Source organism: Bradyrhizobium sp. AUGA SZCCT0283 (genome assembly GCF_018130385.1).
In the GTDB taxonomy this organism is placed as follows: domain Bacteria; phylum Pseudomonadota; class Alphaproteobacteria; order Rhizobiales; family Xanthobacteraceae; genus Bradyrhizobium.
In genome coordinates this window covers 82,789-98,728 of the sequence record NZ_JAFCLU010000007.1, presented here as the reverse complement: position 1 = coordinate 98,728, position 15,940 = coordinate 82,789, and the positions used below count along the sequence as shown (strand labels likewise).

At 64.3% G+C, this 15,940-nt stretch carries 14 protein-coding genes; 13 read left to right on the top strand and 1 reads right to left on the bottom strand.

The genetic code is table 11. The annotated features are described in order from the left end of the window. The first annotated feature begins 116 nt into the window (after positions 1-116). Positions 117-536 carry a CBS domain-containing protein gene (locus JQ624_RS12135; RefSeq protein ID WP_212419116.1) on the top strand — a complete coding sequence of 140 codons (420 nt, stop codon included), beginning with the start codon at positions 117-119 and terminating at the stop codon, positions 534-536. 123 nt (positions 537-659) lie between these two features. Here the strand turns inward: JQ624_RS12135 and JQ624_RS12130 are convergent, their stop codons facing one another. Continuing rightward, the gene (locus tag JQ624_RS12130; protein WP_212419115.1) at positions 660-1,127 is read right to left on the bottom strand and encodes an aminoacyl-tRNA deacylase; all 468 of its coding nucleotides are present in this window, start codon (positions 1,125-1,127) and stop codon (positions 660-662) included. Positions 1,128-1,369: 242 nt separating this feature from the next. Between JQ624_RS12130 and JQ624_RS12125 the strand changes: the two genes are divergently transcribed. The 12 genes from JQ624_RS12125 to fabZ all read left to right on the top strand — a co-directional run bounded on the left by JQ624_RS12125 (position 1,370) and on the right by fabZ (position 15,918). Continuing rightward, complete coding sequence (locus JQ624_RS12125) at positions 1,370-3,733, top strand: caspase family protein (RefSeq protein WP_212419114.1); 2,364 nt, start codon at positions 1,370-1,372, stop codon at positions 3,731-3,733. A 223-nt stretch (positions 3,734-3,956) separates the two neighbouring features. After that, positions 3,957-4,955, top strand: a complete 999-nt coding sequence (locus JQ624_RS12120; protein WP_212419113.1) for a 30S ribosomal protein S2 — start codon at positions 3,957-3,959, stop codon at positions 4,953-4,955. A 133-nt stretch (positions 4,956-5,088) separates the two neighbouring features. Then, on the top strand, positions 5,089-6,015 hold the full coding sequence (tsf, locus tag JQ624_RS12115) for a translation elongation factor Ts (RefSeq protein WP_212419112.1): 927 nt from the start codon (positions 5,089-5,091) through the stop codon (positions 6,013-6,015). Between the two features lie 71 nt (positions 6,016-6,086). Further along, complete coding sequence (gene pyrH / locus JQ624_RS12110; protein WP_212419111.1) at positions 6,087-6,803, top strand: UMP kinase; 717 nt, start codon at positions 6,087-6,089, stop codon at positions 6,801-6,803. A 70-nt stretch (positions 6,804-6,873) separates the two neighbouring features. After that, positions 6,874-7,437, top strand: a complete 564-nt coding sequence (frr, locus tag JQ624_RS12105; protein WP_212419110.1) for a ribosome recycling factor — start codon at positions 6,874-6,876, stop codon at positions 7,435-7,437. Positions 7,438-7,479: 42 nt separating this feature from the next. Further along, entirely contained in the window at positions 7,480-8,235 is a 756-nt protein-coding gene (locus tag JQ624_RS12100) for an isoprenyl transferase (RefSeq protein WP_212419109.1), read from the top strand. After that, positions 8,232-9,077 (top strand): phosphatidate cytidylyltransferase, encoded by an 846-nt coding sequence (locus JQ624_RS12095; RefSeq protein WP_212419108.1) that lies wholly within the window; start codon positions 8,232-8,234, stop codon positions 9,075-9,077. Before JQ624_RS12100 ends, JQ624_RS12095 begins: the two co-directional genes overlap by 4 nt. A 4-nt stretch (positions 9,078-9,081) precedes the next feature. Next, entirely contained in the window at positions 9,082-10,305 is a 1,224-nt protein-coding gene (dxr, locus tag JQ624_RS12090) for a 1-deoxy-D-xylulose-5-phosphate reductoisomerase (RefSeq protein ID WP_212419107.1), read from the top strand. Positions 10,306-10,348: 43 nt separating this feature from the next. After that, positions 10,349-11,524 (top strand): RIP metalloprotease RseP, encoded by a 1,176-nt coding sequence (rseP, locus tag JQ624_RS12085; RefSeq protein ID WP_212419106.1) that lies wholly within the window; start codon positions 10,349-10,351, stop codon positions 11,522-11,524. A gap of 173 nt (positions 11,525-11,697) precedes the next feature. Further along, positions 11,698-14,265, top strand: a complete 2,568-nt coding sequence (gene bamA, locus JQ624_RS12080) for an outer membrane protein assembly factor BamA (protein ID WP_212419105.1) — start codon at positions 11,698-11,700, stop codon at positions 14,263-14,265. Positions 14,266-14,392: 127 nt separating this feature from the next. Continuing rightward, a complete protein-coding gene (gene lpxD, locus JQ624_RS12075; protein ID WP_212419104.1) occupies positions 14,393-15,460 on the top strand; it encodes a UDP-3-O-(3-hydroxymyristoyl)glucosamine N-acyltransferase in 1,068 nt (355 codons plus the stop codon). Beyond that, the gene (fabZ, locus tag JQ624_RS12070) at positions 15,460-15,918 is read left to right on the top strand and encodes a 3-hydroxyacyl-ACP dehydratase FabZ (protein ID WP_212419288.1); all 459 of its coding nucleotides are present in this window, start codon (positions 15,460-15,462) and stop codon (positions 15,916-15,918) included. Before lpxD ends, fabZ begins: the two co-directional genes overlap by 1 nt. The last annotated feature ends 22 nt before the right edge of the window (positions 15,919-15,940 follow it).

The window sequence follows — 15,940 nt, the reverse complement described above, 5'->3', positions numbered from 1 at the left end:
ACTTGTCATTGCTTTTTGCGATGCCGTCCCGCCTGATCCGTCGTATAGTCTTGCCGAGGGGGAACTGTTCTGCATCACGTGAATACCACCTGAAATCGCAGCAACGGAGGTCCGCCATGAAAGTCAGAGACGCGATGCACAAGGGCGTCGACTGGGTCAGCCCCGACACGCCCATTACCGAAATCGCAAAGCTGATGCGAGCGCATGATATCGGCTGCATTCCGATCGGGGATGACGATCAGCTGATCGGGATGGTGACCGACCGCGACATTGTCTGCAAAGGACTTGCCGGCAACGGTTTCGATGCCGGCCGCGCCAAGGCGCGCGACGTGATGACCGAAGGCATTCATTGCTGCCGCGAGGACGATGACCTTGCGAAAGCGGTGCATCACATGGAGACGCTGAAAGTCCGCAGGTTGCCGGTGATCAACAAGAGCAAGCGGATGGTCGGCATGATCAGCCTGGGCGACATCAGCCAGTTCGCGCCGAGTGATTTAACGTCCGGGTACGTGAAGAGCGTTGCGGCCCACCACTGAAGCGGCGGCTTCTTGCGATCGAAGCGTCTTGAACGGTTCGCGTCTGTTCGACCGCGAACAGGCGCGGGGCGTCCTGCTTGAAGTCGCTCGACCGCAGCGGCGCAGTCGGCGGAACGAGCGGCCTCAATCGTGCGTGCTGAAGTGGCCGCGCCAGGCCTTCGCCGTCAAGCGCGCGAACTGCTCGCCCTCCATGCGGATCAGCGTGGCGTGATCGCCGCTTTCCATGTAGACGTGCCGCCGCGCATCGATGCTGTCGTCGATGATGACGTCCAGCCCGTAGCATTCGCCGAGCGGCGGGACGGCCCCGCGGTCGCAGTCCTCGAACAGCCGTTCGATTTCGTCTTCGCTCGCCAGGTCGACCTTGTGGCCGAGCTGACTTTTCAGGGCCGACAGGTGCAGGTGATGGGAGGCCGGAAGAACGGCCATCATGTAACCGCCGTCGCGGCGCAGCACGACGGCCTTGGCCAGAGCCTCTCCCGGCACGTGGCAAGCTTCGGCCGTGCGAGTCGATGACATCGTGGGGGTATGAGGGATCAGGTCGTAGGTGACGCTCTGATCCAGGTACTTCTGCAGGGTCGGGGAAACGGTCATGGCGATTTCCTCCATTGCATGGGCAATTCGCACACCGGGAGGTACTCGCGCAGTCGCCTCACGATGCAGGCGAACACGATTTGATCAAAGGATACGCCCGCCGTAAGGCCGCGACAATGCGAATTTCGGTGCCGGAACCGGGCGGAGCGAGGCGCCATGCCTTGCTGAGAGCGCAATTATTCAAGAAATGTTCATTTTGATGCGCGTTCCATGCAGCGCGGGCGGCGACAGGGTGGAATCCCATGCGGATAGCAAGAAGTTTGTCGATTCTCTCGGCGTGTCTGGTCGCGATATCAGGACTGGCGGGGTATTTGAGCGCCGCGGCCGCGCAGCAGCCGGAAAAGCGTATTGCGCTGGTGGTCGGCAATGCCGCCTATGCGAAATCGCCGCTGCCGACGGCGGCCAATGACGCCGGCCTGATCGCGCAGACCTTGCAGGCGGCCGGCTTCGACGTGATCGGCGCGCGCGATCTCGATGGCGACACGCTGCGCAAGAGTTTTCGCGACTTCATCCAGAAAGCCGAAAGCTCGGGGCCGGACACGGTCGCGATGGTGTATCTGGCCGGTTACGGGCTGCAACTGGCGGGCGAGAACTATTTCGTGCCGGTCGATTCCGCAATCAACCGCGATATTGATGTTCCGATCGAGGCGCTGCGGACCGGCGACTACATCCGTCAGCTCGCCTCGCTGCCGCTGAAGGCCGGCATCGTCGTGCTGGACGCGGCGCGGCAGCAGCCTTTCGTCAACGGGCAGATCGCTAGCGGTCTCGCTTTGGTCGAGGCGGACCCGCACATGCTGATCGCGTTCAACGCGGCGCCCGGAACGGTCGCGCCGGCCGAGCAGGGACCGTACGGCGTCTATGCCCAGTCGCTGGCCGAGATGATCCGGACCGGCGGGTTGCCGCTGCCGGAAGTCTTCAATCGCGTGCGGCTTCGCGTCAACGAGGCGAGCAAGGGCGCGCAGGTGCCCTGGGACAGCCAGAAGGTCGATGCGGCCTTCACGTTCTTCGAGCGCGGACCGGATGCACCCGCCGCCCCACCGCCGGATCAGGTCGCCGCCATCCGCAGCAAGCCGATCCGCGATCTCGGCGTGCAGGACGCCTACGCCGCGGTGCTGGAGCGCGACACGCTGCCGGCCTACGAGGATTTTCTCGCCGCCTATCCCGACGATCCCATGGCAAAGCGGGTGAGGGCGATCGCGGCGGCGCGGCGCGAAGCGATCACCTGGCGCCGCACCTACCGCGCTGACACCCCGAACGCCTATTGGTCGTATCTGCAACGCTACCCGCGCGGGCCTCATGCCGCCGACGCGCGCCGACGTCTGGCCATTCTCACCGCGGCGCTGGAGCCGCCGCCGGCCTTTGACGTCATCGACTACGACGTGCCGCCGCCGCCGCCGGAAGAGTTCATCTATGTCGACCGGCCGGTGCTGGCCTTCGGCGATCCCGAGTTCGATTTTGTCGCGCCGCCACCGGCGCCGGTCTACTACCTGCCGCCGCCGCCGGATGATTTCGTGATACTGGAGCCACCGCCGCCGCCGATCGGGCTGTTCATCCTGCCGCAGCCGATCTTTGTGCCGATACCGATCTATGTGCGGGCCCCGCGCTATGTGGCGCCGCCGCCGAACAACATCATCTTTGCCAACATCCACAACAGGGCCGTCATCAACAACGTCATCAACAGGCGGCCACAGCCGGCGTCGCCGGCGGCCGGACCTGACGCCGGACGACTTGGCGCCAACGCTATCGGACGCCCCGGCTCCCCGGGCGCAACGGTTGCGCCGGGGCAGGGTGGTGGTGCCACGCCGACACTGCCGCCCGCAGTCGCGCAAAGGGCCACGCTGATCCAGCAGGGCAAGGCGCCGGTTCCGCCGAGCGCCACGATCAACCCTGCCGTGAGGACTGGTTTGCCCGGCGCTCCGGCGGGGCAGACCGGCAGGCCGAACGCGACACAGCCGGTCAATGCGCCGGGCACGCTGCCTTCGAACCAGACTTTGCCGAGAACCAACGCGCTGCCGGTTCCAGGTGCCAGGGGCACGCCACCCGCGCCTCCGAGCGCGGCGGTATCGCCAAGCACCGTCAATCCGAACGCGAAGCTTGCGCCGGGCGGGTCGCCGCCGACCGCGCCCGGCGCGGCGGCCGGCTCGAGGCCCGCGATCGGCGCGACCGCTCCCGCCGCTCCGGCTGGCCAGCCGAGGGTCGGAGTCCCGCCACCCAGCGCCGCCGCGCCGCCAAGGCCCGCCGCTGCGATCGCTCCGAAACCTCAATTGCAGCCTGAACTGCGGCGAGCCCCGCCGCCGGCGGCGGTGCATGTGGCAAGGCCCTCACCACCGCCGGCGGCTCGCGTCGCTCCGGCGCCTCCACGGATGGCCGCCCCGCCGCCGCGGATGGCCACGCCGTCGCCTCCACCAAGGATGGCCGCTCCACCCCCACGTATGGCCGCGCCGCCACCCCCACGTATGGCCGCGCCGCCGCCCCCGCGTATGGCGGCACCGCCGCCCCCGCGGATGGCGGCGCCACCGCCCCCTCGGATGGCTGCGCCACCGCCGCGTCCGGCGCCGCCCCCGGCGGCGGCAGCCAGGAAGTGTCCGCCGGGTGCCCGATGCTGATTGTTAACCGGCCAGATCCGAGGGATTTGGCCGGCGGCGGCCCTAAATCGCGGGGCCGGAGCGCCGAAAATCCGGCCGTATTTCCTTGCTTCTGGCTGGAATCCGGCTATACAGCGCGCCATCTCACACGGAAACATGGCTCAAAAGGCCGTCCGGTGGCAGCCGGGCCATAAGGCTCGTTTGCTCACACGTTTCCGGAGGAACCAACCGGAGAATCATCACTATGTCGCTACCCGATTTTTCTATGCGTCAGCTGCTTGAAGCTGGCGTGCACTTTGGCCACCAATCGCACCGCTGGAATCCGAAAATGGCGGAGTTCATTTTCGGTGCCCGCAACAACATCCACATCATCGATCTCGCCCAGACCGTGCCGATGCTGCATCGTGCGCTGCAGGCGGTATCCGACACCGTCGCCAAGGGCGGCCGCATCCTGTTCGTCGGCACCAAACGCCAGGCGCAGGACGGCGTCGCCGAAGCGGCCAAGCGCTCCGCGCAGTATTTCGTCAATTCGCGCTGGCTTGGCGGCACGCTGACCAACTGGAAGACGATTTCCGGCTCGATCAAGCGCCTGCGTCACCTCGACGAAGTGCTGTCGTCCGGCGAGGCCAACTCCTACACCAAGAAGGAGCGCCTGACGCTGCAGCGCGAGCGCGACAAGCTCGACCGCTCGCTCGGTGGCATCAAGGACATGGGCGGTCTTCCCGACATGATCTTCGTGATCGACACCAACAAGGAAGACATCGCGATCCAGGAAGCGCAGCGGCTCAACATTCCCGTCGCCGCGATCGTCGACACCAACTCCGATCCCAAGGGCATCACCTTCGTGGTGCCGGGCAATGACGACGCCGGCCGCGCCATCTCGCTGTATTGCGACCTGATTGCCCGCGCCGCCATCGACGGCATCTCCCGCGCGCAAGGCGACCACGGCATCGACATCGGCGCCTCGGTTCAGCCCGCCCGCGAGGAAGTTCCGGCAGCTCCCCAGCCGACCGGCTTCCAGGGTCTGGCCGGTCCGCGCGGCACCGCCGACAACCTCAAGAAGCTCACCGGCGTATCGGGTGCGATCGAGAAGAAGCTCAACGACCTCGGCATCTTCCACTACTGGCAGCTCGCCGAACTCGACCACGATACCGCGCACAAGATCGGTGAAGAGGTCGGTCTTCCGAGCCGCGCCGATGCCTGGGTTGCCCAGGCCAAGACGCTGACCGCGGAAGCGGAATAATTGGTACGCCGCGTGGCCGGGTCTTCCGGCCACCGGTTCTGCTCCCCAGATTACGACATTCCCTGGAGCTGACGGCGGCACGGCGCAAAGCGCGCGCCGCGCCCGTGGCAACAGGCAAGAAGGATATTCGACGATGGCAACGATCACTGCGGCGATGGTCAAGGAACTGCGCGAGTCGACCGGCGCGGGCATGATGGACTGCAAGGCAGCCCTCACCGAAACCAACGGCGACATGCAGGAAGCGCAGGATTGGCTGCGCAAGAAGGGCCTGTCGAAGGCCGCCAAGAAGGCCGGCCGCGTCGCGGCCGAAGGCCTGATCGGCGCGCTGACCTCGGGCGCCAAGGGCGTCGTGGTCGAAGTCAACTCCGAGACCGATTTCTTGGCCCGCAACGAGCAATTCCAGGGCCTCGTCAAGATGATCGCGCAGGTCGCGCTCCACAACGGCGCCGACGTCGAGAAGATCAAGGCGGCCAAGGTCGGCAGCGTCACCGTCGAGACCGCGATTTCGGACGCGATCGCGACCATCGGCGAGAACATGTCGCTGCGCCGTGCGGCTTCGCTCGAAGTTAGCCAGGGCGTGGTGTCGAGCTATGTCCATGGTGCGGTGATCGACGGCGCCGGCAAGATGGGCGTGCTGGTCGCGCTCGAATCGGCCGGCAAGGCCGATGAGCTCGCCCATCTCGGCCGCCAGCTCGCCATGCACGTCGCTGCGACCAATCCGCAGGCGCTGGATCCGAGCGGTCTCGATCCGGCGATCGTGACGCGCGAAAAGGACGTGCTGGCCGACAAGTATCGCCAGCAGGGCAAGCCGGAGAACGTGATCGAGAAGATCGTCGAGTCCGGCCTGAAGACCTATTACAAGGAAGTCTGCCTGCTGGAGCAGGCGTTCATCCATGACGAAAAGGGCAAGTCGGTCGCGCAGGCGGTGAAGGAAGCCGAAGGCAAGATCGGTGCACCTGTGAAGATTGCCGGATTTGTGCGCTATGCTCTCGGCGAGGGAATCGAAAAGCAGGAATCCGATTTCGCAGCCGAGGTCGCAGCCGCCAGCGGCAAGAAGTAACCGCTGCGGTCACCGTCTTCCGGCGTAATTGCGCCGGAAGTCACCTGCGCGGGACAAGGAAGCGATAAGCAATGGCTGAGCCGGTCTATCGTCGCGTCGTGATCAAGCTCTCGGGCGAGTATCTCGCCGGCAGCCACTCCTTCGGTATCGACCAGCCCACCATCGACCGCATCGCCGACGATTTGATCGCGGCCCAGAAGCTCGGCGTCGAGGTGGCTGTCGTGATCGGCGGCGGCAACATCGTTCGCGGCGTCGAAGTCTCCTCGCGCGGCGTGTCGCGCCCGACCGGCGACACCATGGGCATGCTCGCCACCGTGATGAACTGCCTGGCGCTGGAAGCGGCCATCGAGCGCAAGGGAACGCCGGCGCGGACCCTGTCGGCGTTCGTGATGCCCGAGATTTCCGAGCTGTTCACCCGCAGTGCAGCGCACAAATACCTTTCCGAGGGACGAATCGTCCTGCTGGGCGGCGGAACCGGCAATCCGTTCTTCACCACCGACACCACAGCGGTGTTGCGGGCGGCCGAAATCGGGGCACACGCCGTGCTCAAGGCCACCAATGTCGACGGCGTTTACAGCGCCGATCCCAAAAAGGACCCGTCCGCCAAGCGTTTCGACCGCCTGACGCATTCGCAGGCGATTGCCGGCGACTACAAGGTGATGGATGCGACCGCATTCGCGCTTGCCCGCGAGACGTCACTGCCTATCATCGTGTTCTCGATCGCCGAGCCGGGTTCGATCGGCGCGATCCTGCGCGGGACCGGGCACGGCACGGTGGTCGCCGGCTGATATGCCAGTGCTGCTTCGAACCGCAGGCTTTAAGGCGCCGGCGGCTGGTTTCTAAGGAGGGGAGAGTGTTATGCCCACGCCCGGTTTTGACATCAACGAATTGAAGCGCCGCATGCAAGGCGCCACCCACTCGCTCAAGCACGAATTGGGCGGCTTGCGGACCGGCCGCGCGGCGGCGTCCATGCTGGAGCCGGTGCAGGTCGAGGCTTACGGCTCGCACATGCCCCTCAACCAGCTCGCGACCGTCAGCGTGCCCGAGCCGCGCCTGCTCTCCGTGCAGGTGTGGGACAAGTCCATGGTGAAGGCCGTCGAAAAGGCGATCGTCGATTCCAACCTCGGCCTCTCGCCCGCGACCGAAGGGCAGGTGCTGCGCCTGCGGATTCCCGAGCTCAACGAGGAGCGGCGCAAGGAACTGGTGAAAGTCGCGCACAAATACGCCGAAGCCGCCAAGGTGGCGGTCCGCCATGTCCGCCGCGACGGACTGGATATCGTCAAGAAGCTCGAGAAGAATCACGAGATTTCCGAAGACGATCAGGAGCGGCTCGCCAATGAGGTGCAGAAGGCGACCGACGGAACGATTACGGAAATCGATCAGTTGCTTGCGGCGAAGGAAAAGGAAATCCTCACCGTTTGACGGCAACGTTCAAGAATCGAGATTGGTCTTGGAATTCAGATAATGCCGAACGCCGCCGCCCCAGCCACGGAAGGACCGGATCGATCCGTCCCGTTGCATGTGGCGATCATCATGGACGGAAACGGGCGCTGGGCGGCAGCGCGCGGCTTGCCGCGTGCCGAAGGCCATCGCCGCGGTGTCGAGGCGCTGCGCCGTGTCGTTCGCGCCGCCCATGAACTCGGCGTGCTCTATCTGACGATCTTTTCGTTCAGCTCCGAGAACTGGTCGCGCCCGGCGACCGAAATCGGCGATCTGTTCGGACTGCTCCGCCGCTTCATCCGCAACGATCTGGCGACGCTGCATCGCGACGGCGTGCGCGTGCGTGTGATCGGGGAGCGGGAAGGGCTGGAGCCCGATATCTGCACGCTCTTGAACGAAGCCGAGGAACTGACCCGGGGCAACACCAAGCTCAATCTCGTGGTCGCGTTCAATTACGGATCGCGCCAGGAAATCGCCGGCGCCGCCCAGCGGCTGGCGCGCGAAGTGGCGGAGGGCAAGCGCGATCCGGCATCGATCGACGCCGATACGCTCGGCCGCTATCTCGATGCGCCTGACATCCCCGATCCCGATTTGATCATCCGCACCAGCGGCGAGCAGCGGCTGTCGAACTTCCTGATGTGGCAGGCGGCCTACAGCGAACTCGTTTTTGTGCCGATCCACTGGCCGGATTTCGACAAGGCCGCGCTCGAAAGCGCCATTGCCGAATATGCCAGACGGGAACGCCGTTTCGGCGGTCTGGCCGCGAAAACCGGATCGTGACCGAGCGCGAGGCCGCGCCGGCGGCAGCGAGCGCCGATTCGCGCAATCTGGTGATGCGCATCGCCGCAGCCGCCGTGCTGATCCCGCTTGCGGTTGCGATCGCCTATGCGGGCGGCTGGTTGTGGGCCGCGCTGGTGACGCTGGCTGCCGTCGGCCTGTTCGTGGAATGGCTCGCGATCGTGGGTCTCGCCGGCGCTACTCGCGTGATGGTGCCGGGTGTGGCCGCGCTCGCGGTCGCCGGGCTTTGCTTTGCGATTGGCCGGCTTGATGCCGCGCTGATCGTGCTCGGCGTCGGCTTCGTTACGGTGGTGTCGATCGCGCCGGAGCGGCGAAACTGGGCGGCGGCGGGATTCTTGTACGCGGCGGCGGCCGAGATCGCCTCGGTGCTGGTGCGTCTCGATCCCGTCAAGGGATTCGCCGCGCTGATGTTCGTGCTGCTGATCGTATGGGTGACCGATAGCGGCGCCTATTTCGCGGGCCGCGGCATTGGCGGCCCGAAACTTTGGCCGCGCGTCAGCCCGAAAAAGACCTGGGCGGGCGCCGCCGGCGGGTTTGCCGCCAGCCTGGCTGTGGCGGCAGGCTTTGCCGCGCTCGATCTGGGCAGAATCGGGCCGTTATTGATGCTTTCCGGGGCTCTTTCAGTCGCCTCGCAGCTCGGCGACCTCTTCGAATCAGCCGTGAAGCGGCGTTTTGGCGTAAAGGACTCAAGTCACATTATTCCGGGCCATGGCGGGCTAATGGACCGTCTGGATGGATTTGTCGCGGCCGTCGTTGTGGCGGCACTTTTCGGTCTTCTGCGGGGTGGTGCCGATGGCGTCGGCCGCGGTCTTATGGTTTGGTGAAATTATGAGCGCAGTTCCATTGCGTAACAACAAGGCCGCGGTAGCCGACGCGCGCACCGTAACGGTGCTGGGCGCCACCGGTTCCATCGGCGACAGCACCATGGATTTGCTGCGCGGCGCGCGCGACCGCTATTCCGTCGAGGCGCTGACCGCAAATACCAATGTTGAAGCGCTGGCCAAACTCGCAAAGGAATTCGGTGCACGATTCGCTGCGATCGCCGACCCCGCGCGCCTTGGCGAACTGAAGGACGCCCTGGCCGGCACGGGTATCGAATGCGGCGCCGGCGAAAGCGCCATCATCGAGGCCGCCGCGCGACCCGCCGACTGGGTGATGGCGGCGGTGAGCGGTGCCGCCGGGCTGAAGCCCGCTCTGGCGGCGGTCGACCGTGGCGCGGCCGTGGCACTCGCCAACAAGGAATGCCTGGTCTGTGCCGGCGATTTCTTCATGCAGCGCGCGGCGAAAGCCGGGGCCTGCATTCTGCCGGCCGATTCCGAACACAACGCATTGTTTCAGGCGCTTTCCTCAGGCAATCGCGAGGAACTGGTGCGCGTGATCATCACCGCATCCGGCGGTCCGTTCCGCACCTGGGCCGCCACCGACATCGAACAGGCGACGCTGGCGCAGGCGCTAAAACATCCGAACTGGAGCATGGGCCAGAAGATCACCATCGATTCGGCCTCGATGATGAACAAGGGCCTCGAAGTCATCGAGGCCTCCTATCTTTTCGCGCTGACCGCCGACGAAATCGACGTTCTCGTCCATCCGCAGTCGATCATCCACGGCATGGTCGAATTCTCCGATCGCTCCGTGGTTGCGCAGCTCGGCGCGCCCGACATGCGCATTCCGATTGCGCATTGCCTCGGATGGCCCGACCGAATCGTCGGCCCCTCGGCCCGGCTGGATCTCGCAAAAATCGGACAGCTCACCTTTGAAGAGCCGGATTTCGAGCGGTTCCCGGGCTTGCGTCTGGCCTACGAGGCGTTACGTACGGGGCGTGGTGCGACCACGGTATTCAACGCTGCCAATGAGGTGGCGGTGGCGGCGTTCATTGCCGGACAGATCAAGTTCGGGTCGATCGCGCGCCTTGTCGAAGCCACCATGAACGACTGGATTCGCGCCGGGAACCTTGCGCCTTTGAGCTCGGCCGATGACGCGATTGCCGTTGACTATAACGCGCGAAATAGAGCCGCCGCCCTATTGCCTCAAATTGCCTTAAAGGCATCCTAGAGGGTTGGGGACGGAGCCTTTGGCTCTTGTCGAGGGGAACCTGATGTCAGAGTTTTTTCTACATAGTTTCAGTACGTTGGGCCATGGGCTCATCGGCTACATCGTTCCCTTCCTGTTCGTCCTGACCATCGTCGTGTTCTTTCATGAACTCGGCCACTTCCTGGTCGCCCGATGGGCGGGCGTGAAAGTGTTAACGTTCTCGCTCGGGTTCGGGCCGGAACTCGTTGGCTTCAACGATCGCCATGGCACGCGCTGGAAGATCTCCGCGATCCCGCTTGGCGGCTATGTGAAGTTCTTCGGCGACGAATCGGAAGCCTCGACGCCGGCTTCGGCCGAAACGCTCGCCGGCATGACCGACGAGGAGCGGGCGGGCAGTTTCCATCACAAGAAAGTCGGCGCGCGCGCGGCCATCGTTGCCGCCGGTCCGATTGCGAATTTCATTCTGGCGATCGTCATCTTCACCTGTCTCTTCACCTTCTTCGGCAAGCCGAGCACGACGGCGCGCGTGGACAAGATCGAAGCCAGCAGTGCCGCCGAGCGGGCGGGCTTCCAGGTCGGCGACATCGTCACCGCCATCGACGGCAAGAAGATTGGCAGCTTCTCCGATATGCAGCGCTTCGTCAGCGTGCGTGCCGGCGATACCCTGACCTTCACCGTCAAGCGCGGTGATTCCACGCTGCAGTTGAAGGGCACGCCGGAACTGCGCGAAGTGAAGGATCCGTTCGGAAACACGCAGCGGCTCGGGATTCTCGGCATCACCCGCGCAACCTCGCCGGGCGAAGTAACCACCGAGAAGGTCGATCCGGCGAGCGCGCTTTGGCTCGGAATCAAGGAAACCTGGTTCGTCATCGAGCAGACGCTGGCCTATATCGGCAACATCTTCACTGGCCGGGCGAGCGCGGACCAGATCGGCGGGCCGATTCGGATCGCGCAGATTTCGGGTCAGGTCGCCACGCTGGGACTGATTCCGCTGCTTCATCTGGCGGCGGTGCTGTCGATTTCGATCGGGCTGCTGAATCTGTTCCCGGTGCCCTTGCTCGATGGTGGCCACCTTTTGTTCTACACGGCCGAGGTGCTGCGGGGCCGTCCGTTGTCGGAGAAATCCCAGGAATACGGGTTCCGCGTGGGGCTGGTTCTGGTGCTGATGTTGATGGTGTTCGCCTTTTACAACGACTTCCATCAGGTGCCCTGGCTGAAGGGGCTGTTCGGAAGATCGTAGAAGCGGCTTTTTTGTGACGTTGCCCATTGGCAACGTCTTGGAATGAAAATGGAATCGCACCGCGATGTCTGGTTTGCCGCCCTCGCGAAATTGGCTACAAGCAGTGCAACTTTGGGAATCTGCCGGTTCGTAGGGGTACGGGCCGGCATTGGAATGACGAGGGCGCGTTGCGCATGATGTTGGGAATGCGAGTGCGGGGGGCTCTGCTGGGCGCTCTGATCATGGTTGCCGCGCCGATGGGGGGCGCGCTGTTGTCTGTGCCGGCTGCGGCCCAGACAGTGGCGTCGATCTCCGTCGAGGGGAACCGGCGTGTCGAGGTCGAGACCATCCGTTCCTATTTCAAGCCAGGCCCCGGCGGCCGGCTCGGACAGGCCCAGATCGACGACGGCCTCAAGGCGCTGATCGAGACCGGCCTGTTCCAGGACGTGCGAATCAACCAGGTGGGCGGCCGGCTGGTCGTGACCGTGGTCGAAAACGCCGTGATCGGGCGCATCGCCTTCGAAGGCAACAAGAAGGTCAAGGACGAGCAGCTTTCGGCTGAAATCCAGTCCAAGCCGCGCGGTACGTTCTCGCGCCCGATGGTTCAGTCGGACGCCCAGCGCATCGCCGAAATTTACCGGCGCTCCGGCCGCTATGACGTGCGTGTGACCCCGGAAATCATCGAGCAGCCGAACAACCGTGTCGACCTGATCTTCACGGTCACCGAGGGCAGCAAGACCGGCGTCAGGTCGATCGAGTTCGTCGGCAACGTCGCCTATTCGTCCTATCGCCTGAAGGACGTCATCAAGACGCGCGAATCCAACCTTCTGAGCTTCCTCGGCGGCGCCGACGTCTACGATCCAGACCGGGTCGAGGCCGACCGCGACCTGATTCGCCGCTTCTATCTCAAGAACGGTTACGCCGACGTGCAGGTGATCGCCGCGCTGACCGAGTATGACCCTGACAAGAAGGGCTTCCTCGTCACCTTCAAGATCGAGGAGGGGCAGCAATATCGCGTGGCCTCCGTCGACTTCCAGACCTCCATCGCAACCCTCGATGCCGCCTCGATGCGCAGCTTCTCGCGCGTCAGCGTCGGCTCGGTCTACAATGCCGAGGCGCTTGAGAAATCCGTCGAGGAAATGCAGATCGAGGCCTCACGGCGCGGCTACGCCTTCGCCGTGGTGCGCCCGCGCGGTGATCGCAATTTCGAACAGCACACCGTTTCGATCGTGTTCGCCGTCGATGAGGGCCCGCGAACCTATATCGAACGTATCAACGTCCGCGGCAATACCCGCACCCGCGACTACGTGATTCGCCGCGAGTTCGACTTGTCCGAAGGCGACGCCTACAACCGCGCGCTGGTCGATCGCGCCGAGCGCCGGCTGAAAAACCTCGACTTCTTCAAGAGCGTGAAGATCCTGACCGAGCCCGGCTCGTCGACCGATCGCGTGATTCTGGTTGTCGATCTCGAAGAGAAGTCGACCGGCGACTTCTCGGTGTCGGGCGGCTATTCGACCAGCGACGGTGCGCTGGCCGAAGTCAGCATTTCCGAGCGCAACTTCCTCGGCCGTGGCCTGTATGCGAAGGCGGCGGTGACCTACGGCCAGTACGCGCGCGGTGGTTCGCTGTCGTTCGTCGACCCCTATCTGTTGGACTATCGCGTCGCGCTCGGCCTCGATTTGTTTTATCGCGAGCAGTTGGCCAACAGCTATATTTCTTACGGAACCAAGACGCTTGGCTTCAGCCCGCGGCTCGGCTTCACCCTGCGGGAAGATCTCGCGCTGCAGCTGCGCTACTCGATCTACCAGCAGCAAATCCAGCTGCCGAACCAGCTCGCGAACTGTAACAACAACTCGTCGAACTCGTTGCTCGCGTTCAATCCGACGCCGGCATTTGCGAATCTGAATGGCGCTCCCGCGGGCGGATCGATAACGGACGGGGGCCAGACCGCCACCGATACTTCCGGCGTCGGCCTCTGGTGCTTCAGCGATGGCGAAGCTTCGCTGCCGGTCCGCAGGGAACTGCAGAGCGGCAAGACGCTGACCTCGGCGGTCGGCTACTCGCTGAATTACAACACGCTGGACAACAACAAGAACCCGACCGACGGCTTGCTGATCGACTGGAAGCAGGACTTCGCGGGTGTCGGCGGCGACGTGAAGTACATCAAGTCCGCGATCGATGCGAAATACTACACCCCGCTGGTTGCCGATATCGTCGGCCTGATCCATCTCCAGGGCGGCGTGCTGAACCAGTTCGGTGGCAGCGAACTGCGCATGCTGGATCACTTCCAGATGGGTCCGAACCTCGTTCGCGGTTTCGCGCCCAACGGCATCGGTCCGCGCGACATCAACCCCTACGGCACGCGTGACGCGCTCGGCGGCACCAAATACTGGGGCGCTTCGTTCGAATTGCAGATGCCGTTCTGGTTCCTGCCGAAGGAAGTCGGGCTCAAGGGTTCCGTCTATGCCGACGCTGGCGGGCTGTTCGACTACAAGGGACCGACGTCGTGGGCGCAGACGGGCGAGGTCAACGTGCCCGGTTGTATCAAGCCGACCCAGGTGACGTCGACGACTGGGGCCTCTCCCGGAACCTGTTTGGGATTGCAGTATGACGACGGCAACGTGGTACGCACCTCGGTGGGTGTGGGCCTCATCTGGGCTTCGCCGTTCGGTCCGCTGCGCTTCGACTATGCGGTTCCGCTTACGAAGGGTCAGTTTGACCGCGTGCAGCAATTCAAGTTTGGCGGCGGCACATCGTTCTAAGGTGGCTTGAAGCGAACGGACGAAAGGTCCGCGTGACGAGAACACCTCGGAACCAGAAGAGGGGTCGGCTTCGTTTCTTCGGAGCCGGCACTCTGTTGTGAAGGTCGGCCGGACTGCGACGGGTGGAATGGCGCAGCCGATATTCTTCAAGCAACCCCCTGCCTCGACGCTGGCCGAACTGGCCGCGTTGACGGGAGCGGTATTGGTCGACCCCGCACGGGGCGGTCAGGTGATCAGAAGCCTCGCTTCGCTCGACGAAGCCGGTCCCATGCACCTGGCGTTTTTCGACAACCTCAGATACGCCGATCAGCTCATGGCGACCAAGGCCGGCGCCTGCCTGGTCAGCCCGCGTTTCGAAGCCCAGGTGCCCGCCCATGTGGCGGTGCTGCGGGCCAGCCAGCCGTTTCGCGCCTTCGTGAAGCTGGCGCGCGAATGGCATGCCGATGCGCTTCGCCCGCAATCCTGGTTCGACAATGACGGCATCGCGCCATCGGCGATCATCGATCCGTCGGCCCACCTGGAAGACGGCGTCATCGTCGATCCGCTCGCGGTGATCGGCCCCAGGGTCGAGATCGGCGCCGGCACCGTGATCGGCGCGGGTGCGGTGATCGGCGCCGACGTCAAGATCGGCCGCGACTGCAATGTCGGCGCCCGCACGGCGATCCAGTTCTCCCTGATCGGCAACAATGTCCTGATCCATCCTGCCTGCAGCATCGGGCAGGACGGCTATGGCTTCATCTTCTTTGGCCCCGAGGGCCATCTGAAGGTGCCGCAGACCGGCCGGGTCCTGATCCAGAACGATGTCGAGATCGGCGCCGGCACCACCATCGACCGCGGCAGCCTGCGCGATACGGTGATCGGCGAGGGCACCAAAATCGACAATCAGGTCCAGATCGGCCACAATGTAACCATCGGCAGGCACTGCCTGCTCGCGGCCCAGATCGGGCTCGCGGGCAGCCTGACAATCGGTGACAACGTTGCGCTGGGGGCGAAGGTGGGCATCAACAACCACCTCAAGATCGGCGACGGCGCCCAGGTAACGGCGATGAGCGGGGTCAAGGACGACATCCCGCCCAACGGCCGCTGGGGCGGTTTCTTTGCAAAGCCGACCAAGCAGTGGTTCAGGGAGATTGTTGCAGTGGAGCGACTGGTGCAGGGCGGCACGGCCGATCCGAAAGGCGAAGGGCGGGAGTGATGGAGGAGGCAGCGGTCAGATTCGAGCTCGTGGATATCAATGAGATCCTCAAGACGCTCCCGCACCGTTATCCGATGCTGCTGATCGACCGGGTGATCCAGATCCGGACCGATTACAGCGGCATCGGCATCAAGAACGTCACCTTCAACGAGCCGCCGTTTCTCGGCCATTTTCCCGAGCGTCCGGTCTATCCCGGCGTGATGATGATCGAGGCCATGGCGCAGACCGCCGGCGTCATCGGCATCAAGTCGGTCGAGGGCACCGAGAAGCCGCGCGCGGTTTATTTCCTCACCATCGACAAGTGCAAATTCCGCAAGCCGGTGATGCCCGGCGACACCATCGAGTACCACATGCGCTCGATCGGCCGCCGCAAGGCGATGTGGTGGTTTCACGGTGACGCCAAGGTGAATGGCAGCGTGGTCGCGGAGGCCGACGTCGGCGCGATGCTGACGGATTGAATCGGATTGAATTCATCCGTCA